The organism is Pacificoceanicola niger (assembly GCF_048553275.1).
GTDB lineage: Bacteria > Pseudomonadota > Alphaproteobacteria > Rhodobacterales > Rhodobacteraceae > Pacificoceanicola.
In genome coordinates this window covers 16,239-35,920 of sequence record NZ_JBLZMW010000001.1, presented here as the reverse complement: position 1 = coordinate 35,920, position 19,682 = coordinate 16,239, and the positions used below count along the sequence as shown (strand labels likewise).

The 19,682-nt window shown below is 64.6% G+C and carries 13 protein-coding genes and 1 tRNA gene; 4 read left to right on the top strand and 10 right to left on the bottom strand.

Going from position 1 to position 19,682, the window contains the following annotated elements; translation table 11 throughout:
- Positions 1 to 114 precede the first annotated feature (114 nt).
- From ACN2XU_RS00150 to ACN2XU_RS00115, 8 genes are all read right to left on the bottom strand, one after another.
- Complete coding sequence (locus ACN2XU_RS00150) at positions 115 to 909, bottom strand: helix-turn-helix domain-containing protein (protein ID WP_419408353.1); 795 nt, start codon at positions 907 to 909, stop codon at positions 115 to 117.
- Positions 906 to 1,376: an acyl-CoA thioesterase gene (locus ACN2XU_RS00145; RefSeq protein WP_419408352.1), complete on the bottom strand. Its 471-nt coding sequence runs from the start codon at positions 1,374 to 1,376 to the stop codon at positions 906 to 908. The genes ACN2XU_RS00150 and ACN2XU_RS00145 overlap by 4 nt, the downstream gene beginning before the upstream one ends.
- Positions 1,373 to 6,943, bottom strand: coding sequence for an SDR family NAD(P)-dependent oxidoreductase (locus ACN2XU_RS00140; protein ID WP_419408813.1), 5,571 nt, complete (start codon positions 6,941 to 6,943; stop codon positions 1,373 to 1,375). The genes ACN2XU_RS00145 and ACN2XU_RS00140 overlap by 4 nt, the downstream gene beginning before the upstream one ends.
- Positions 6,944 to 6,948: 5 nt before the next feature.
- Positions 6,949 to 7,908, bottom strand: a complete 960-nt coding sequence (locus ACN2XU_RS00135) for an enediyne biosynthesis protein UnbU (protein ID WP_419408351.1) — start codon at positions 7,906 to 7,908, stop codon at positions 6,949 to 6,951.
- Positions 7,905 to 9,812 carry a CRTAC1 family protein gene (locus ACN2XU_RS00130; RefSeq protein ID WP_419408350.1) on the bottom strand — a complete coding sequence of 636 codons (1,908 nt, stop codon included), beginning with the start codon at positions 9,810 to 9,812 and terminating at the stop codon, positions 7,905 to 7,907. Before ACN2XU_RS00130 ends, ACN2XU_RS00135 begins: the two co-directional genes overlap by 4 nt.
- A complete protein-coding gene (locus ACN2XU_RS00125) occupies positions 9,809 to 10,897 on the bottom strand; it encodes a DUF1702 family protein (RefSeq protein ID WP_419408349.1) in 1,089 nt (362 codons plus the stop codon). The genes ACN2XU_RS00130 and ACN2XU_RS00125 overlap by 4 nt, the downstream gene beginning before the upstream one ends.
- A 433-nt stretch (positions 10,898 to 11,330) precedes the next feature.
- A complete protein-coding gene (locus ACN2XU_RS00120; RefSeq protein ID WP_419408348.1) occupies positions 11,331 to 12,257 on the bottom strand; it encodes a sulfite exporter TauE/SafE family protein in 927 nt (308 codons plus the stop codon).
- 470 nt (positions 12,258 to 12,727) lie between these two features.
- Positions 12,728 to 12,803: transfer RNA gene (locus ACN2XU_RS00115), tRNA-Lys, on the bottom strand.
- A gap of 531 nt (positions 12,804 to 13,334) precedes the next feature.
- On the opposite strand from ACN2XU_RS00115, the gene dapF reads away from it, so the two are divergent.
- From dapF to ACN2XU_RS00095, 4 genes are all read left to right on the top strand, one after another.
- Positions 13,335 to 14,177, top strand: coding sequence for a diaminopimelate epimerase (dapF, locus tag ACN2XU_RS00110; protein ID WP_419408347.1), 843 nt, complete (start codon positions 13,335 to 13,337; stop codon positions 14,175 to 14,177).
- Positions 14,174 to 15,430, top strand: coding sequence for a tRNA (N(6)-L-threonylcarbamoyladenosine(37)-C(2))-methylthiotransferase MtaB (mtaB, locus tag ACN2XU_RS00105; RefSeq protein WP_419408346.1), 1,257 nt, complete (start codon positions 14,174 to 14,176; stop codon positions 15,428 to 15,430). Before dapF ends, mtaB begins: the two co-directional genes overlap by 4 nt.
- A gap of 85 nt (positions 15,431 to 15,515) precedes the next feature.
- Positions 15,516 to 16,130 carry an FMN-binding negative transcriptional regulator gene (locus ACN2XU_RS00100; protein ID WP_419408345.1) on the top strand — a complete coding sequence of 205 codons (615 nt, stop codon included), beginning with the start codon at positions 15,516 to 15,518 and terminating at the stop codon, positions 16,128 to 16,130.
- 83 nt (positions 16,131 to 16,213) lie between these two features.
- A complete protein-coding gene (locus ACN2XU_RS00095; RefSeq protein WP_419408344.1) occupies positions 16,214 to 16,912 on the top strand; it encodes a CDP-alcohol phosphatidyltransferase family protein in 699 nt (232 codons plus the stop codon).
- On the opposite strand, the gene ACN2XU_RS00090 is transcribed toward ACN2XU_RS00095, so the two are convergent.
- Both ACN2XU_RS00090 and ACN2XU_RS00085 read right to left on the bottom strand, forming a co-directional pair.
- Positions 16,903 to 17,949: an MBL fold metallo-hydrolase gene (locus tag ACN2XU_RS00090; protein WP_419408812.1), complete on the bottom strand. Its 1,047-nt coding sequence runs from the start codon at positions 17,947 to 17,949 to the stop codon at positions 16,903 to 16,905. The two genes, ACN2XU_RS00095 and ACN2XU_RS00090, sit on opposite strands and share 10 nt — an antisense overlap.
- Positions 17,949 to 19,649 carry an acyl-CoA dehydrogenase family protein gene (locus ACN2XU_RS00085; RefSeq protein WP_419408343.1) on the bottom strand — a complete coding sequence of 567 codons (1,701 nt, stop codon included), beginning with the start codon at positions 19,647 to 19,649 and terminating at the stop codon, positions 17,949 to 17,951. Before ACN2XU_RS00085 ends, ACN2XU_RS00090 begins: the two co-directional genes overlap by 1 nt.
- Between the last annotated feature and the right edge of the window lie 33 nt (positions 19,650 to 19,682).

Below are 19,682 nucleotides of genomic sequence, written 5' to 3'. Positions count from 1 at the left end.
TTGCCCGTCAGGGCTGCCGAACCGGTTTGCGGTCCTGCGTGGGTATAGGGGGACAAGCCTCTCTGACCCCGACACTACGCAGAATCGCCGAGGGCGGCTTCTCGAAAATTGGCCTCAGCCTGCCTGCGCCAAATTATTGCTTTCACGGCAAAACAGCGCGGGTACGGCGAGGGTCACCGGCGGGTCAAAGACGGTCGGGCGCACCATCTCCATGCGCGTTTCGGCCACGTCCGGACACAGCGCCGCCCGGCCGATCAACGCGGGCTTGAGGTTGATCAACTCCGCCATGGACGGGCGGATCGGCAGGCTGGCGGCAAGGCAGTAGCCAGCCGTATCACGTGGCAGCGTCGTGCTCTTGCTCAGCGCGTGAATGAACCGCCATGTCTTGGGATATCCGCTCGGAATCGGACGCTTGAAGATGGCGGCAACGATCCCCGGCGCTCCGGACAGAATGGGCCGCTCGAACACCAACCGCATGGTGGCCCGGGTTCCGGCACCATCGTCGAGCCCATGCGACAGCGCTCGCATGAACAGCTCGGCAAACCCGGTGCTGCGCATCGTCTTGGCATAGCGGCCCGGTGGAATCCCCACCTGAGCCGTGAATTTGGAGATGAAGGAGCCAAGACTCTCAAAGCCGATGTCGAAACAGGTGTCGGTGACGCTCATGTCCTCGAACACCAGCAGCCGCTTGGCGATCTCCAGCTTTTCGGCATTGTGAAATGTCATCGGCGGAATGCCCGTCAAGCTGCGGAAGGCATCGGTCAGCCGATACTTGCTCAGCCCGGCATACTCCGCCCATTCGTCCAGCGTCACCGTGCCATTGGCAGGCATCTTCATCTGCCGGATCACGGCGCTGACGGCCTCTGCATCCGCCGTCTGACCTGGTGTCTGACGACCCGCAGCACTCATTTGGCCGCGAACTTTTCGAGTGCGGCGCGCAATTCGTCCGGCGGGGCGATCGGCTCCATGCCAGTCTGCGTTGCCCGCATGCATCCGATCGTCTGACGTCCGACGGCCATCAATCGGGCCTGATCCCCCTCGCCGAGGTAATAGTCGAAAGTCATGCCAACCCTGTGCTGCCAGATCCCTTCGAGCCGCATGTGCACCTCCACCTCGTCGAAGGCGTGGAACTCGTCGTAGTAATCGCAGGCGATGTTCAACGTCACGAGCCGCAGATCGTCGTAGATCTGCTGCAAGACACCCGGCGCATGGGCCTTGAGAAACATCTCGCGGCAGCGCCCCTGCCAGGAGATGTGCTTGGCATAATAGACATTTCCAACCACGTTGGTCTCTTCAAACCCGATGGCATGGCGATAGACAAAGGCCGGGGCAACGGCGGCGCGTCCGGCGGTGTTCGGTGTGTGTGGCGCATTCATTCGGCAGCCTCCCAATCGGCCAATCGGGCCGTCATGTCTTCGGTGTCAGGGGGTGTCAGCGCCAGCCGCCCCATGGTGATGACAAACGGCAGGGGCGCAAGTGCAATGGTAAGCTCTGTCAGGGCCTCATGCGTCCGATCCGCCGCAAACGGCTCGGCCAGGCCGAGCTTTCGCCGCACCTCCGCAGCGGTCTGCGTTTCGGCGTTCAGGCCTTCGGGAAATCTCTCGCCGGGATCGGTCAGATCGCAGCCAACAGGCATCTCGCCGCGCAGGGCGAGCGTGACATCCGGCCCGTGGCTGAGACTGAGATACCCCTCTCCCTCGGGCAGGATCGGACGTCCATCGGCCCGGCGCAAAACGCGGCCATCCGCCAGCGCCATCCGTTTGAGGGCCACCTGCCGCCGCGCGGCGCGATCCGACGTCGCGTCGTGAACAAACGCGACCCGCGCGCTATCGTCCAGACGCTCCCGCGCCATCCGCTCCAACAACGGCTCTGCCAGGGCCGGGACCGCCGTCAAGGCCGCCGCAGTGTCGATTGCCGCGAGTGCCGCAAAGCGGGCATCGCACCAGTGGAACGTACAGCGCCCCTCCGCATCATATCCCGCCATGTCAAAGCTGTACTCGCCCGCGCGCGCCCAATTTTCCCGCCCGTCGATGCGCACGGTGTCCGAAATCCTGCCCAGACGCACGATCTGCGCCACATGCAACGGCAGAACCCGCCGATGAGGGACCGCCAGTTGCAGCATGTGCATCGCCGCATCGGAAATCGACGGGTCGCCAAGCAATAGACTCTGCGCCTCGTATCCGCCAAACCAGCGCCCGCCGTGGGCGTGTGTGAGTTGCGCCGAGACCTGGCGGGACGTGACCGCCGACACCGCACCGACACGGGCAAAGAGAGCGCCGTGGAAAAACACCGGCCCATAGAGCGGCGCCGCATCGCCGAGGCAGACGCCCGCTGTCTCAAGGCACAGGTCAACGGCACCGTCCCCGCCGCCGGTCTGCGCGAACCGGGCCGACAGGCATGGCGCGCTGAACTGGTCGTCCTCGCTGAACACCGCTGCCGATATCGTCCCATCCGGCTCCCGCAGCACCGCGATGCGGATCTGCGCACCGTCGGGCGGCACCACAACCGCCCGATCAAACGCCACGTCCCGGATCACGGCAAAGTCCTGCGCCTCAGGGTCAAGCATCTGCGCGGTTTGGGCCATCGCCTCAAGCGCCATGACGCCGGGGAAAACGTCATGCCCCATCACGCGATGATCGCGCAGGTACAGGTCCCGCCCAGGTGTCAGCCGCGTCTGGACCACGAGTTCGGTGCCCGGATAATCGACCAGGATCTCCTCCGTGAACCGAAGCGAAACAAGCCCGCGCGTGCGGCGCAGATCCGCACGGTCGCCGTAGCGCCCGGTCATGCAGACCGTCCCTGTCGCACCCTCCACCAGCATATCCTCGAACAGACGCAGCGCCGCATCAAAAGGCAGCGCATCGACGCCAAGCGCGCCCAGACGCTCCACGATCCCAAGCCGTTCGCCCATGCCGACACCGGACCAGACCGTCCATTCCAGGGACAGGGCCGCACAGTCCGGATGGCTCTCGGCAAAGGCTTCGACGATCTGGCTCTGCATGGCGTTAGCCAGGGCGTAATGGCATTCGCCCTCCAGCCCGATCCGCCCGATGATCGAGCCGAAGGCCACAAGCCGGGTCAGCCCATCACCGAAATGCTCCAACACGTTCAAAAGACCCGTGGTCTTTGGCGCGAGGGTCCTGGACACGGACTCTGGCGCAAGATCGCCAAGCTTCTGCGGCACGTTCAACGCGGGCGCATAGAGCAGCATGTCCGGCGCCGGTCCGCCGACACGCGCCGCCAGATCGGCCACGGCGCGCGAATCACCGACATCGCAGCGCAGGTATCGTGCCGCCACGCCCCGCGCACGGGCCGTTTCAAGCGTCTCCAGAATTTCCCGGTCGTCAGCCCGGCTGCGCCCGATAAAGATGATCTCCGTATCCGCGCCTGCCGCCGTCAACGCGCATTCCGTGCCAATGCCACGATGGCACCCCACCGCGAGAATGACGGCCGGATTGCAGGGCTGCCCCGCCGCCGTACGCACCGGCTCCATCGGCGCAAATACCGGCACCGACAGGCCATCGTCCCGTTGCAACCGGTATTCGTGGAACGCGCCGTTCCGGGCCGCCGCGCAAAGTGTCGCCACCCTTGGATCGGCCGCATCGGCCTCGCCAAGATCAATCGCCGTGATGGCGCTGAAGGCCTGCTCAAGGAACGCAGAGCGCAGAAAGGCCGAAAGCGGCGCGCCGCAGTGCAGGATTTCAAGCACCTTTCCCTCCCCGGCGGCGGCCTGCAGCTGTGCGAACAGGGTTTCAGCCGCAGCCCGGTCAAACGGGGTCGGCACGACGATCCGCACGGCGTTTGTTGCATTGCCCGGAGCGGGAAACGGCGCGGCCTCCCATTGCATGCCGTAGGGGCGAAACCATGGCTGCACACCGTTGATCCGTCGCTGCGCGTCATCGCCTCCGGCCTCCGCCAGCTCGGCCAGCGCTTCGGCGAGATCACGGGCATTGCCGTCCGCAAAATCGCTCGGCGCGCCAAGGAAACGCAGCCCAAGCGCGCGCGCCGACGCCATCGCGACACGCACCACAGCCAGCGAATTCATATGCAGGTCCGACTGGAACCTGGCTCCGGGATCGAGCCCCTGCAGCGGCAGGCCCGTCTCGGCGCAGACCGCACCCAGCACAACATCGAGCGGCGTTGCTCCGTCTACGGCCGTTTGCGCCACCTCGGCAGTCGGCACTGGCTCCGGATTGGACGAGGGCGCGAGAGGCGGGGACACCACCGGTGTGATCGTGGCCCCGGTCCCGGGCAGCGCCGCTCGCGATCCGCAGGGATTGCTCAGCAGCCCCGGCGGCGTCCTGCGCGGCGCTGAATAGAGACCACGGTCGGCAAACAAGGCGCCTGTGTCGATGTCCTGCCCGGCGGCATACAGCGTGGCGCAGACCTCCAACAATGGCTCAAGGCTCGGCCCTTGCGAATCCAATGCGACCGCATCATGCCCGCAAACCTGCGCGAGCCGCGCCAGCCCCGATCCCGGCCCACATTCCACGAACAACGGTTTGCGCGCCTGCAACGCCGCCAGGGCCGGTGCAAACATCACCGGATCAACCAGTTGCCGCACAAGGCGCGCGCGCAAATCGTCAGTCCGCGCCGGGATGGTGGAGGTGTAGACCCGTGTCGCGGCGCCGATCTGAACGCGGGCCATTGCTTCGGCAAACGGCACCTGCGCCGGAGCCATATCCGCACTGTGGAACGCATGGGATGTCTTCAGCCTTTGCACCTCTATCCCGATGCCCTTGGCGCGCGCCACCACCCGCTCCAGTGCGGGCTTTTGCCCGGCAATCACAGTCTCCTGCGGTCCATTGAGACAGGCCAACGCACAACCGCTTCCGGCCAGAAGGGCCTCGCAATCGTCCGCAGCGGCACCAAGGCGGATCATCGCACCATCCGCCGCGCCAAACTCCGCCATGATCCGCCCGCGCTCTGCCGCGAGCGCAAGCGCCGCCTCCGGCTCCATCGCCCCCGCCCAGACACAGGAGGCCAGCTCTCCAAGGCTGTGGCCGATGGCGTCATCCGCCTCCACGCCGAGATGCTCCAGCACACGCAAACCGGCAAGGTTGGCAAAGCTGATGGCGGGCTGCGCATTGGCGGTATCGGCATCACCGGGGCGAATTGCGTCCGGCAGCGCGCCGACCAGGGGCTGCAACACCGGAAACCGCCTCAACCACAGCGGGGACGGCGCGCGCACCGGGGCGGCCTGCCCTGAGAACAACAGGCAGATCTCGCGCCGCTCGCCGCTCAAATCGGCATGAATGCCCTGAGGCCGCGCCGACGCCTCTGCGCCGTTTTGCAACCAGTCGCGCGCCGCAACCGCCCGCGCGGCCAGGACCTCCGGGCGCGCCGCGACAAAAGCCAGCCGGCAGGCACCGAACTGCGCCCGCCGTGCGCAGTCTCGCGCCATGTCCGCCATATCCGCGAGCGACAGGCTCGGCAGCACTGGCAAAATATCGTCGAGCGCAGCCACAAGACCGGCCGTATCATCCGCCTTGAACAGGAAAAGCTCTGCGCCCGGATCGGTCGCATCGAGCCGTTTCGGGGCATCACGCAGGACAGGACGCCCCGTGGTCGCCGGCTTCTCGAACACCGTGTGAACGTTTATTCCGCCAAAGCCAAAGCTCGACAGGCCCGCAATCAGCGGCGCCTCGCCAATCGGAAGAGCCGACTGCAGCGGCGCGACCACGTCTCCGGTCTCGGCAAAGGCGCGGCTCGGCATCTCCCCGGTCACATGCGGCGGTATCGCGCCTTCGGAAAAACCCTGCACGATCTTGATCAGCCCGGCAAACCCGGCCGCAGCCTTTGTATGGCCGATGTTGGCCTTGACCGACCCGATCCGCAGCGGCGCGGCGCGGCCCGCGTTCAGCGACGCCAGAGCGCGAATTTCGGTCGGATCGCCCACCGGCGTTCCGGTGCCATGCGCCTCCACATAGGCCACATCTTGCGGCGCGACATCGGCCTTGGCCAAGGCCCGCTCGCAAGCCAGCCGCTGGCCGGCTTCATCCGGCCGGGTCAAACCACCCGCGCCATCGGTCGACATCGCCCAGCCACGCAGACGCGCAAGGATCGGCAAGCCCTCGCGCCGCGCGTCCTCCTCGCGCTTGAACACGGCAACCCCCGCTCCCTCGCCGGGCCAGAACCCGTCAGAGCGCTCATCAAAAACCCGCATCCGCGTGGCCGAAAGCGCGCCGTTGCGGGAAAATCCGATCAACTCGAACGGATCGAGCGAGAGATCCACCGCACCGGCAATGACCGTATCCGCAGCGCCCTCCATGAGCATCGACGCGGCATTGTGCACGGCCAGAAGCGAGGACGAACAGGCCCCGTCCACCGTGTAGGCACCGCCGTTGAAATCGAAATAATTGGCGATCCGCCCCGCGATCGTATTGGCCAGCCCCCCGGCCAGCGTATCTTCGCTCGGTTCCGGCAACCGTTCCGTCAGATGCTTGGCAAAGAGCGCCCGGATGACCTCGCCGCTGGTCTCATCCGCACCGGCGTCCTCCAGCGCGGCGCTCAGGATCTCGTCCAGAAAAGGCCGTCGCAGGCGGGTCAGACCGGCACGGCTGAACTCGCCGGTCAGCGTGTTGGCCACGATCACCGCGGTGCTCTCCCGCCGCAAAACCCCGGTGCCACCAAGACCGTCCAGCATCTCTGCAGTCAATTCCAGCGCCAGCCAATGCGTCAGGTCCGTCGCCTCGTAACTGCCTTTCGGCACCTGAAAGCGGGCCCGGTCAAACTGCCAATCGGTGATCAATCCGGCCAGAACCGGCGTGATCGAATCCGCCACACCCACGCGCTCCGGCGTATAGGCGGCCAACGGCAGACGCGCATCGGGCAGCGCCCGGAATGCGCGCCGCCCGTGCATGAGATTGCGCCAGAACTGGCGCGGGTTGGCCGCCTCCGGATACCGGCAGGCAAGCGCGCAGACGACAACCGACCCGGACATCGCGCTCACCGGGCGTTCTGGACGGCGGGGGCACCGGCATCCGCCATGTCCCGCGCCGGCATCGTTGTCAGAGCGTAAAGATAGGCCCCGCGCAGCGCCGTCACCAGCGTCAGCGCATAGAACAGACCAAAGACGATATTGAGCTGCATGAACACCGCATAAAGCGCCGCAACACCAGCGGCGAACAGCACCTGGTGACTCGGTTTGCCCGGTGTCGTCGCCGGATCGGTAACCATGTAAAAAGTGAACAGGATAAAGGCAAAACCGCTCATCGGCATCAGCGAAGCCAGCAGCGGGGTGCCGTTCATCGTACTGCGTATGAAGGCCTGCAACGCAAACGCGGCCAGCCAGGCAAGGATCAGCGGCATGCGACCGGTCAGCTTGGTGTTCAGCAGGCTGCCGGTCAGAATGACAACCATCGGCAACAGCCAATCGGCAAGGCCGGTCACATTCTCCGCAAACATATAGGGCGGCGCGATCCCGACCGCCGGGAACAGCAACAGCGTCGCGGTGATGCCGAAGTTCGACGGGTTCAGCACATGCCGCTGCACTGGCTTGCCGCCCATCATCACCGGCACCCGGACGAGCCATTTCGACGCCACCGCCAGAGAGGCCGCGAAGGCCACGACCCAGATCTGTTCATTGGCAAACAGCAGCATGCTCACCGCCAGCGCGGAGATATGCGCCGACAGGAAAAAAGCGATCACCGTGCCGGGCGTACCCTTGTACTTGGGCGCTCTGCCATCGGCCCGCGCCTGTGCTGTCTCCGCCAGGAACTCCGTCCCATAGGCCGCCGCAATCGCCACAAACGGCGTGATCCAGGACTGTTCAAAACCAAGAAACAGATGGCCCAAAATGTTCAGCGCGGTGATGGCCATGGCGAAGCGGGTCAACCCTTTCAGGCGCTTGTCGATGTACCAACGGTCACCGAGGAACAGGCGGGGGGACGTTTCAACAAGGCTCATAGCTCGGACTCCGTCTCTGACGTGATCAGTTCTGCGTTCTTGAGTTCGTCGAGGATCAGGCTGTGCCGGCCCGGCCCCAGCTGAAAACTGCGCCGCTTCAGGCCATCCCGGCCGCGCCAGCTGACCTCGATCTCCAGCATCTCGGGTGGGGTCGGCCCAAGGCCAAAATGCACCTCCGGCGCGCGCGATCCGGAATGGCCATTGCTGCCATCGACAAGACCAAGCATCTGTTTCCCGTCTGCCATCGGCACGCGCACCACCGCGCCAATGGCCGGACGCGTCGTGCCATTGGCATTGGTCAGGCGCAGATCAAGCATCAGCGCATGACCGACCTTGCCGCCCTGGTTTTCATAGAGCACCGATGTGTCCCACTGGCGCGCCACGGCAAAATCCAGATCCCCGTCGCCATCGACATCCGCTATGGCAATTCCTCGTGAAACCAAGGGCTTGCCAAGGCCAATCGCCGCGGCCATGTCATGGAAGACCCCGGCCTCATCCTGCACGAAAAACGCGTCGCTGCGATCCCCGGAGAGGCCTTCTCCCGGACCGAACGCGGGCCAGACCTCGGGATTGCGCAGCAGCTCGTCATTGCCCATGGCAAGCTCGTGCAGCTCGGGCCACCGATCCGGATCGCCCTTGATAAAGCCGGTAGCCTGCAACGCCTCAAGACGTCCGTCATTGTCCATATCCGCAAGTTTGGCGTCCCAGCTCCAGCCTGACCGCGCCAGCCCCATGCGCCCGCTTTCATTGTGGTAGGGAGCGCCTCGGGACCAATCGTCGCCGGGCTGATGCATGAACAGGAAATGGCTTTCGTGCAGCGCATACTCCTCGGCGATATTGCTCACATAGATGTCGAAGTGGCCATCACCGTCGAGGTCTGCGAAATCCACACCCATGCCCTTGAAGCTGTCATGGCCAAGCACCGCCGATTTCGGGTCCATCAGCCCCCGGCGGGCGGTGACGCTCTCGAAACCCGGCGCACCCGGGCGAGACCGGTTGACCAGCATCCGGTCGGGTCCGAAATCGTTGCCGACATAAAGCTCCGGCAACCCGTCGCCTGTCAGATCCGCCGCCGCCATGGCCAGCGTCCAGCCATTGGCCATCTGCGCCGTGAAGGCCCCCGATGCATCCTCCAAGGCAAGTTTCCCCTGGGCCGCTCCCCGGTTCAGGAACAGCCGGTTGACCCCGGCATTCCACGCCCGCGACATGGAATGCTGCATCTCCACCGGCCGCGATCCCTCCGGATCAAGTACGCCGGATTCATCGGGAAAGTAATTGCCGAAGACCAGGTCGCCAAAGCCGTCCCCGTCGATATCGGTGAACACTCCGGCATTGGAGTACCAGACTTCGCCGGCGGCGAGTTCACGCGGTTCGAAAGCGGCGGCGGTCAGGCCACCCTTATTTCGGAACACGACCGGCGTGCGCCCCCAGTAATAGACCACCGCATCCTGAAGCCCGTCCGCGTCCACATCGGCAAAGAAGCATCCCATCGGCGCAATCGGCGGGCCACCCTCGGCGCGGGAGGCTGCCAGCGCAAAGGCGCCAAAGCGCGGCCCGCCCGCAGCATCCACATTGGCCGGCCGCAGGGTCACGCTGTCGTTTCTCGGATCGACGAGGCAGGCATCATTGGCAAGCCCGTCCCCATCGAGATCGCCAAGCGCCACACTCGCCCCGACAGACGAGATCCAGGCCGCCATATGCCGGAAATCCGGATGCACCTCGCGCACCAGACGTGTGCCCGGCACGGAGGCAGGCTCCAAAGCGTGCTCGACAAAATGAAACCGTTCGGCCATGCCGCTTTCATCCACCGGCATCAGCCTCGGAGCCATTGCGACAGCAAACAGGGCAAGGGCAATGCCCCCGGCCACCATGCGACCGGCGTATTTGGAAAAATCACGGTTCATCGGGTTTGCCTTCTCTTAGTGCTGAGGGCCATGGCGAGCGCCTCGCGCCATGTTTCGTGAAGGGTGCAAGCCAGCGGAGGGGCCATGGGACCGGGCGCGGAAGGCTTGGTCTGTCGCACAATCCGCAGCCCTTGTTCGACGGAAAGACCGCTCAGCGCTGTGAAGGTCTCATGGGTCTGCGCCGTGTCGGTGGACGCGCGCACATGCGCTTCGAGCGCAAAAGCCGCCCCCTGCGCCAGCCACACATCAAGCGGCCCGGCATCGGCTGAGAGGCTTGCGGCCTCGCGCGCGGTGAGCCCGCCCGCGTAGGTCATGGCAAGGCCAAGGCCCGCACTCATGTCCGCCTGACGCGCCACTGCTGCGGACTGAACGCCTCGCCACGCGCGGCGCGCATCGCCGCCGGACGCGAACCAAAGCGCCCGTCCCGCCCCACGGTCCCAGGACCGTCCGGCCAAACCACCCGCAAGCCGCTCCAGGCGGCGGGGCGCGCCGGTGGCAAATTTTCGCGGATCGAAAAAGCAGTCGTGAAACCCCAGCCCGTCGAAGGCCAGTGCCATCAACACCGGATCCAGGGCTGAGAGGATCGCGCGCGCGCGCCACGGCGTCTTGGCCATCGCCCATCCCGCGCCAACGGTGGCAAGATATGGATGCCTGTCTGCCGTAATGGCCAGGAAGTCGCCAAGCCTGCGGCCCCGAATCAGTCGAAACGGAAAGGCGTCGGTGATCGCGACGGCCATCGCCGCACCCTCGACACGAAACCCGGCCAACGCCGCCGGACCTTCCGACGGGGCGAGCGCTCCACTCAATTCATACGGGAACAACGCCCGATTGTAGCCCGAGACAAATGCCCCCGCCGCGGCCTCAAGCCGGCTCTGTTTTTCAGCTGATTGCGCGCGAAATCCACGCGTTTCAAACAACGCCTCCCGCGGATCAATTCTGAGGACATGCAACAGTCCCAAACCTGCTGCACTCCCCGACCCGCGGCGACCGCACTCAGAGGAACCGGGTCGTTGCGCACTGGAATCTACCGGATCTTCAACACAATCATCGGAAGAATAAGACGTGGAAACAGGCACGCCGAGCATGGGTAATACTCCCGTCTTTGCGGCTACATGCCGGAAATACATATATTTTTTTATTAAGTCTTAGCGAACTACTCTCCCTTAACGATAGACATAAGAATTTTTCCCCGTCAAAGAAATTTCTCGCGGAAGCGTGAATACAGCGTGATCACGCCTGCTGAATTGCGAGGGCGGCCCCGGTCCTACGCAGCGGTCAATCCCCCGCAAACTGCTGTCTTGAGACCCGGTAGCCCGGCGCGCAGAGGCCCGAAATCAGGAGCTTTTCCGCCACACCATTCGCGCAGGACCCGGGGCGCGCACGACAGCAAAGACGCGCGCTTCGGGCCAGGAGCCGCCATGCAGGAAATCGCCTAAAAAGTGCGCTCACCCCCTGCCGTCCGCTCGCGGCAAACGCGAATCAGTCCACTACAGATCGCTGAGCCGAATCGAATCGCCACTACGCCACGGCGATCGAGAGCAGGATCCAGAACGCACAGAACCCCTTCACCCGGGCCGGCCCGACGCGCTGCAACAGGTACGGCGCCAAGAACGCGCCGGGCAGCGCCCCAAGGGTCACCATGAGACCGAATTCCACATCCGCTGGCAGCCCAGGAAAATGCGTCGCCTGCAGCGCCAGAACGCACAGCGCGGTGATCAGCACCGCCAATCCGATTGCTTCCGATGTCCGAAATCCGCGCAACAAGAGGTAGACTCCGACCAGCTCCCCCACCCCGATGGAAATCCATCCGACAAACAGTCCGCCAATCAGCCCGAGAAAAATCAGCATGCTCCCGTCGAGGCCGAGTGAAAATCGCCCGTTTCCCCGCGCCCTTGTCAAAGTCGACCCAATGATCAAGACAACGAGCAAAAGGGAAATCGCCTTGTAGATCAGTTTCAAAGGCAGGTCCGGGCGCAGGCCGGCATGGGTTGCTGCGATCCCCGCCAAAACCGATGGAATCACCGCGAGCAACACGATTGCCCGATACTCTCGCGACGCCAATGCGCCGGGCACCGGCCCCTCTGACCGCCGTCTGGCAAGGAAGGTCAACGCGCCCATAGACATGCCAAAAGACTGGATAAGAAGGCTGGTCCCGACAATCTGCTCATTTTCCAAACCCAAATGATCGAAAGCGGGAACAAAAACCACGCCGCCCCCGATTCCCGTTGAGTTTGCCACCAAGGCTCCGGCGACCCCGACAAACGGCAAACCCCATTGCGCAAGCATGGACGCGGGATCGGAGACACCCAACAGCAAGGCCGGAACCGCGACCACCAAAGCAAGACGCAGCAGCCAGAGCGGATCGCGCAAGCGCGCTGCATCAAGAAGCAACCAGCCTTTCTTGGGTGTCATAATCGGGGCGGCGGGATCAGGCTCTGTCGTCACGGCAAGTCACCTCACGGAAATGAACCAGACCGGCGCAGCGCGGGAATACCGAACCCGTCTGCCAGTCAACCGCCGAGCATCCATGCAAACGCATAACGTGTAAATATGATTTGAACTCAGCCTTATCGCGATCAAAGTCAGGAACGCCCCTCCATAGCCCCCACGGTCCGCCCCCGGGACAGCGACGATCATGGCCCGCGCTTGGAGCGCCTATGGCATCGCATTGCACTGAAGTTATTCACGGAAATCGCCCCATGCCCGCGCCGCAATGCCCGAACACAACGCCTTCGATGACTGGCGTTGCCGCCAGCTGCGCAACTCCGGACTCAGGACACTCTGGTGACGGAAGATCTGAAAACCGCCATGGATTTAGGCAATCCCGGGTCGAAGCGGACGCCGGACCCCGCTCACAAAATGCAAGCACCACTCCGGCGCGTGGCTGGAGCGCATTTTTGATCGTTTTGGTGCAGTGGTGAGCCGTGCAGGATTCGAACCTGCGACCCACTGATTAAAAGTCAGTTGCTCTACCAACTGAGCTAACGGCCCACTGTGGCGGCGTCTCTAAGTGGAAGCTGAGACCGGGTCAACCCCAACCTGCACTTTTTTCGCAGAACTTTGAATCTTCCCTCGGGGCATGCATCCTCAGGCGTGTCACACTAGTCGGCGCACACGTTTCAAGACACGCATTTCCAACAAAAAAATGTCCGACCCTGTGAGCGGCCGCGCTCCTGGTTTGCGGGCAGAACCGGGTCACAGCCTCTCGCACGAATCGTCCTCCCTCTCCGGGACGCCCTGCGGTGCGGCCCCTGCTTCGCCCTGCGTGCGCCTGGTCGAGATCGGGCGTTCAGATCCTCGCATGGCGGCGCGCCCCCGCAGGCTCGATGATCCGCGCGGGATGGCCTCGGCCTGCATCCGGCTGGGTCGGGCATCCGTGCCGGGCGGTCGCCAATTCACCAACCAAAACCTGCTGACTTTCATGCTTTGCTCCACGTCCGGAGCCATCGGAGGCAACCTTCCGCCAAGTCCTCGGACCAGCCTCAGCCTGACCCTCTGGATTTGCACCGCGCGTGGGCGTATATGCGCCGGATGGAACAGACACGCAGCGCAGCATTGCCCTTCATGAAGATGCACGGGCTTGGGAACGATTTCGTCGTGATCGACGCCCGTGGGCGCTCCGTCGAGATCACGCCTGCGCTCGCCATCGCCGTGGCCGACCGCCATCGTGGTGTCGGATTCGATCAGTTGACGGTGATCACCGAGGCCGAGGGTGCCGACGCCCATCTGACGTTCTACAATGCCGATGGCAGCACCGCCGGCGCCTGCGGCAATGCCACCCGCTGCATCGCCCGTCACCTGCTGGATCAGACGGGCAAGGACGCGCTGACCCTGACCACCGAACGCGGTACGCTTCTTGCCAGGGACGCGGGCGGCGGGCTGACCTCCGTGAACATGGGCCATCCCCAACTTGACTGGCAGGATGTCCCGCTGGCCGAAGCAATGGACACGCTGGAACTGCCGATCGAGGGTGGCCCCACGGCCACCGGCATGGGCAACCCGCATTGCACCTTCTTCGTCGCCGATGCCGAGGCGATCCCTCTGGAGCAATTCGGCCCCCGCTACGAGCACCACCCTCTCTACCCCGAACGCACCAACGTGCAGGTGGCCAGCCTGAAGGGGCCCGATCATCTCCGGATGCGCGTCTGGGAGCGGGGTGTGGGCCTCACGCTCGCCTCCGGCTCCTCCTCCTGTGCCACTGCCGTCGCCGCCGCGCGACGCGGGCTTACGGGACGCAAGGTACAAATCGATCTGGACGGCGGCACGCTCTGGATCGACTGGGCCGAGGATGGCGTCTGGATGACCGGCGCCACCGCGCATGTCTTTGACGGGCTTCTCACCGCAGACTGGCTGGCCTCGATATGAGTCCGCCCAAATTCACCACGCTCGGCTGCCGCCTCAACGCCTACGAGACCGAAGCCATGAAGGCCCTCGCCGAACAGGCCGGGGTCGAAAACGCGGTGATCGTGAACACCTGCGCCGTGACCAACGAGGCCGTATCGAAGGCGCGCAAGGAAATCCGGCGCCTGCGCCGCGAGAACCCCGACGCAAAGGTGATCGTCACCGGCTGCGCCGCCCAGATCGACCCGGACAGCTTCGCCGCCATGGCAGAGGTCGATGCGGTCATCGGCAACACCGAAAAGATGGCACCGGAAACCTGGTCCAAACTCGGTCCCGATTTCATCGGCGAAACCGAAGGCGTCATGGTCAACGACATCATGTCCGTGACGGAGACCGCCGGTCACCTGATCGACGGTTTCGGCTCGCGCAGCCGCGCCTACGTGCAGGTTCAGAACGGCTGCGATCACCGCTGCACCTTCTGCATCATTCCTTATGGCCGGGGCAATTCGCGCTCCGTGCCCGCTGGCGTGGTGGTCGATCAGATCAAACGGCTGGTTCAGCAGGGGTATAACGAAGTCGTGCTGACCGGTGTCGACCTCACGTCCTGGGGCGCCGACCTGCCCGGCACACCGCGCCTTGGCGATCTGGTCATGCGCATTCTGCGCCTGACCGATGTGCCGCGCCTGCGCATCTCCTCAATCGACAGCATCGAGGCTGACGACAACCTGATGATGGCCATCGCCACCGAGCCGCGCCTGATGCCGCACCTGCATCTTTCGCTCCAGCATGGCGACGACCTGATCCTCAAGCGCATGAAGCGCCGTCACCTGCGCGACGATGCGATTCGCTTTACCGAAGAGGCACGCAAGGTGCGTCCCGAAATCACCTTCGGCGCCGATATCATCGCGGGCTTCCCGACGGAGACCGACGAGCATTTCGAGAACTCGCTGAAGCTGGTCACCGACTGTGACCTGACCTGGCTGCACGTCTTCCCCTATTCGGCGCGCCCCGGCACCCCGGCGGCGAAAATCCCGAACAAGGTGAACGGCAGCGTGATCAAAGAGCGCGCGGCCCGGCTGCGCGCCGCAGGCGAAGCGCAGGTCGCGCGCCACCTCGCCGCGCAAGCAGGCCAGACGCACAAGATCCTGATGGAAGCGCCCAACATGGGCCGCACGGAGCAATTCACCGAAGCGCAGTTCGACAGGCCGCAGCGGGTGGGCCAGATTGTCACCGCCACGATCACCGGACACACCGCCACGCAGCTGCTCGCCTCCTGAGGCGCGCCTGTATAGCGACAAAACGCCCCTTGGCGCGGCGGCAGGCAAGCCCTGAGCTGCGCCCAAAACAGCCAGGCCAGAGCGCATGCACCCAAATCCAACCTTCCGCCAGACCGACACCGAAGACGCGCTCGCGTTCGCCCGCAGCCGCGCCTTCGGCACGCTCGCCGTCAACGGCGATCCGATACCACACACCGCGCATATCCCCTTCCTTCTGGCTCCGGACGGCCAGTCGGCGGACCTGCACCTGACCCGCTCCAATCCGATCTGCAAATCCACCGGCCCTGCCGCCCTGACCGTGACCGGCCCGGACGGCTACATCTCGCCCGACTGGTACGGCATCGACGATCAGGTGCCGACCTGGAACTACATCGCGATCCGCCTGACCGGCAGGCTCGAAGCCCTGCCAACGGACACCCTGCCGGGCCTGCTGGCCCGCCAATCCGCTTTTTTTGAAGAGCGTCTCGCGCCCAAACCGGCATGGACCATGGACAAGATGACAAAGGACACGACGCAGCGCTTTCTGCGCATGATCCTGCCCTTCCGCCTGCATATCGACGCCGTGCAAAGCACCGTCAAGCTGGGTCAGAACAAGACGCCGGACGTCCGCAAGGCCGCCGCCGACCGACTGGAAACGGGATTCGGCTCGGACCTGCCCACCCTTGCCCGCCTTATGCGCGACGTGGGCGATCCAAGCTGACTTGGCGCTTCTTCTCTGTAAAAATATCCAACCAGACCACCTGCCAAATTGCGCTCGGCGCGAATTTAGGCCATCACCCCGGCATGCGCGATCAATCCAAAGCCCTGCTCGTCCACCTGTTCACCGCCACCGGTGCCGTTTTCGCCATGCTCGCCCTGCTCGCGGCGGCCAAGGAGGAATGGTCCATCATGTTCCTGTGGTTGGTGGTTGCCTTCGCCGTGGACGGGATCGACGGACCATTGGCGCGCAAATACGACGTGAAGGCAAACGCCCCCCGGTTCGACGGGGTGCTGCTGGATCTGATCATCGACTATCTGACCTATGTCTTCATTCCGGCCTTCGCGCTGTTTCAATCGGGGCTGCTGCCGGGATGGACCGGCTGGTTCGCGATCATCGTGATCACCTTCGCCAGCGCAATGTACTTCTGCGATGGCCAGATGAAGACCAAGGACAACTCGTTCCACGGGTTCCCCGGTTGCTGGAACATGCTGGTTCTGGTGCTCTTCGCGCTCAGGCCGGAAATACCGGTGATTCTATTTCTGGTCGCGGTTCTCGCGGTCGCGATGTTCCTTCCGCTGAAGTTCATTCACCCCGTGCGCACCGAACGCTGGCGAGGTCTGTCGCTGCCGATGGCGCTGGCCTGGACCTTCTTCGCGGGCTGGGCGGCATGGGTGGATTTCCACCCGCAAAGCTGGGCGCATTGGGGGCTGGTCGTAACCTCTGTCTACCTGATCAGCGTCGGAATCATCATGCAACTTGTCCCGTCGCGGGATCAGGGCTGACCCGCTCGAAAAACCCAGGTCCCGTCGTCCCGCCGCGCCCGCGTCGCCCGTCCCGCGTGCCACAGGTGAAGGCAGTGCGCCATGGCCTCGACCATGGCCAGACCGTATTCCGCCTCCCCGATCCTGCGCTTGAACAGCAGTCCGAAACAATCGACCGCTGTCTTGGGCTCCACCAGATGCGCTTCGAGCCGCGCCAGCGCCGAATGATGGTTATCGATCAGCTGCCGCATCCGGGCAGGCAAGCCGGTAAAGGGCAGCTTGTGCCCGCCGAGAACGAGGTGCGCCTCGCGCGCCAAGCCGCTCAGCCGCTCGCAGGATTCCAGCCATTCGGCGACCGGATCGGCCTCCGGCTCCGTGGGATAGACCCCGAGATTCGAGCTGATCGACGGCAGGATCTGATCCCCCGCAATCACCAGATCGCAGTCGCGCGACCACAGCGTCGCGTGTTCCGGCGCGTGGCCGTTGCCGATATGCACATCCCAGGTCCGCCCCCCGGCGGTGATCACGTCGCCCTGCTGAATGCGCGTATAGCCCACCGGCATCGGCGCCACGCAGTCGGCAAAATTGAACGGCCGCTCCTGCATCCGCCGCGCCAGCATCTCCGGCGCCATGCCGCAGCCCGTCCAATAGGCCACCGTTTCGGCCCTTGGCATCGGCTCCTCGTCCAGAACCAGCATCCGCGCCAGCAGCCATGCGGTGCGCGTGGTCATCAGCTCCGCGCCGTGCTCTGACTGGAACCACCCCGCAAGCCCGACATGGTCCGGGTGGTGATGCGTGACGATCACCCGTCGCACCGGCTTGCCTTTGAGCGGGCCGGCCATGACCTGCTCCCAGATGCCGCGCGTCCTGCTCTCGGCAAACCCGGTGTCGACGATGGTCCAGCCATCGCCATCGTCAAGCGCATAGACATTCACGTGATCGAGCTTCATCGGCAACGGCATCCGCAGCCACAGAACCCCGGCCGCGATCTCGACAGCCTGCCCCGGGGCAGGCGGCGCCTCCCACGGGTAGCGGATCACATCGCCTGCGCCATCCATCACGACGCCAGATCGTCCGGCGTGATCGCCATCAGGCCCGCATCACCTACCTTGGCATGCGCAAACAGGCCCGCATGTTCCGGCAACAGCCGCTCGATGTAGAAGCAGGCCAACCGCTCCCGCGCCCCGCCGGGCTGCGCCATCGCCGCTTTCAGGTGATAATGCCCGCCCAGCACCCGCGCAAAGCCGCGCAGGAAGGGCACAGCCCCGGCGAACCGCTCCGCGGGCTTCATCGCGACAAGCGCCTCCACCGTTTCGCGCAGCGTCTCGCAGGCCTGCCAGACCGGCTCCGCCAACGCGGGCATCGCATCGCGCGCCGCCTCCGCCGCCGTCTCCATTTCATCCAGCAGCCGGAACGCCGCCTCGCCGCCGTCCATCAGCTTGCGCCCGACAAGATCCATGGCCTGAATGCCGTTGGTCCCTTCATAGATCGACGTCACTCGCACATCGCGCAGGAACTGCGCCGCACCGGTTTCCTCGATAAAGCCCATGCCGCCATGCACCTGCACGCCAACCGAGGCCATGTCGATGCCGGTATCGGTGCCGAAGGCCTTGGCGATCGGCGTCAGCAGCGCCGCGCGCGCTTTCCACTCCGCGTCCCCGGTCGCCCGGCCCATGTCGATGGACACCGCACAATCGAGCGCAATCGCCCGTGCGGTGAAAACCTCGGCCTTCATCGTGGCGAGCATCCGGCGCACGTCCGCATGGCCGATAATTGTACCTTCCTCGGTCTTGCCCTGCCTGCGCTCGCTCGCATAGGCCAGTGCGTGCTGATAGGCGGCTTCCGCGATGCCGATGCCCTGCCCGCCGACACCCAGACGCGCATTGTTCATCATGGTGAACATCGCCCGCATGCCGTCATGCGGCTCACCGACAAGCCAGCCTTTCGCGCCGTCATACTGCATCACGCAGGTCGGGCTGCCGTGTAGACCAAGCTTGTGCTCAAGGCTCACAACCTTCAGCGAATTCGCCACACCCGGCGCGCCGGTGTCATCGGGAATCAGCTTCGGCACGAGGAACAGCGAGATCCCCTTCGTCCCCGGCACCCCGTCGGGCAGTCGCGCCAGCACGAGGTGACAGACGTTGCCGGTAAAATCGTTATCGCCCCAGGTGATGTATATTTTCTGCCCGGTGATCGCATAGGTGCCGTCGCCATTCGGCTCCGCCTTGGACGACAGCGCCCCCACGTCCGATCCCGCCTGCGGCTCCGTCAGGTTCATCGTTCCGGCCCATTCGCCGGAGATGAGCTTGGGCAGGTAGAGCGTCTTCAACGCGTCGGAGGCGTGATTCTCCAACGCCTCGATCTGCCCCTGCGACATCAGCGGGTTGAGCTGCAGCGCCAGACAGGACGCCGCCATCATCTCGTTCACCGCCGTTGTCACCGACATCGGCAGGCCCATCCCGCCAAACTCCGGGTCTGCCGAAATCCCGATCCAGCCGCCCTCCGCGATCGCCTGATAGCCTTCGGCGAACCCCTTGGAGGTCCGCATAACGCCATTTTCCAGCCGCGCCGGATCGAGATCCCCGGCGCGGTTCAACGGGGCCAGCACCTCCTCGCACATCTTCCCTGCTTCGGTCAGGATCGCCTCGACCATATCGGGGGTCGCTTCCGAAAACCGCTCGGTGTCCGTGACACGGTCGAACCCGACCACGTCATTCAATAGCAGGCGGTAATCATCCAAAGGGGCGCGATACGGCATGGTGTCTCCTCATCACTTGGCAACGCACAAATG

What these genes read in the sequence shown, in the direction of transcription:
- mtaB (WP_419408346.1), top strand. Translation starts at nt 14,174, where the DNA reads ATGAGTCCGCCCAAATTCACCACGCTCGGCTGCCGCCTCAACGCCTAC.
- ACN2XU_RS00095 (WP_419408344.1), top strand. Translation starts at nt 16,214, where the DNA reads ATGCGCGATCAATCCAAAGCCCTGCTCGTCCACCTGTTCACCGCCACC.
- ACN2XU_RS00125 (WP_419408349.1), bottom strand. Translation starts at nt 10,897, where the DNA reads ATGCTCGGCGTGCCTGTTTCCACGTCTTATTCTTCCGATGATTGTGTT.
- ACN2XU_RS00145 (WP_419408352.1), bottom strand. Translation starts at nt 1,376, where the DNA reads ATGAATGCGCCACACACACCGAACACCGCCGGACGCGCCGCCGTTGCC.
- dapF (WP_419408347.1), top strand. Translation starts at nt 13,335, where the DNA reads ATGCGCCGGATGGAACAGACACGCAGCGCAGCATTGCCCTTCATGAAG.
- ACN2XU_RS00140 (WP_419408813.1), bottom strand. Translation starts at nt 6,943, where the DNA reads ATGTCCGGGTCGGTTGTCGTCTGCGCGCTTGCCTGCCGGTATCCGGAG.
- ACN2XU_RS00090 (WP_419408812.1), bottom strand. Translation starts at nt 17,949, where the DNA reads ATGGATGGCGCAGGCGATGTGATCCGCTACCCGTGGGAGGCGCCGCCT.
- ACN2XU_RS00100 (WP_419408345.1), top strand. Translation starts at nt 15,516, where the DNA reads ATGCACCCAAATCCAACCTTCCGCCAGACCGACACCGAAGACGCGCTC.
- ACN2XU_RS00150 (WP_419408353.1), bottom strand. Translation starts at nt 909, where the DNA reads ATGAGTGCTGCGGGTCGTCAGACACCAGGTCAGACGGCGGATGCAGAG.
- ACN2XU_RS00130 (WP_419408350.1), bottom strand. Translation starts at nt 9,812, where the DNA reads ATGAACCGTGATTTTTCCAAATACGCCGGTCGCATGGTGGCCGGGGGC.
- ACN2XU_RS00085 (WP_419408343.1), bottom strand. Translation starts at nt 19,649, where the DNA reads ATGCCGTATCGCGCCCCTTTGGATGATTACCGCCTGCTATTGAATGAC.
- ACN2XU_RS00135 (WP_419408351.1), bottom strand. Translation starts at nt 7,908, where the DNA reads ATGAGCCTTGTTGAAACGTCCCCCCGCCTGTTCCTCGGTGACCGTTGG.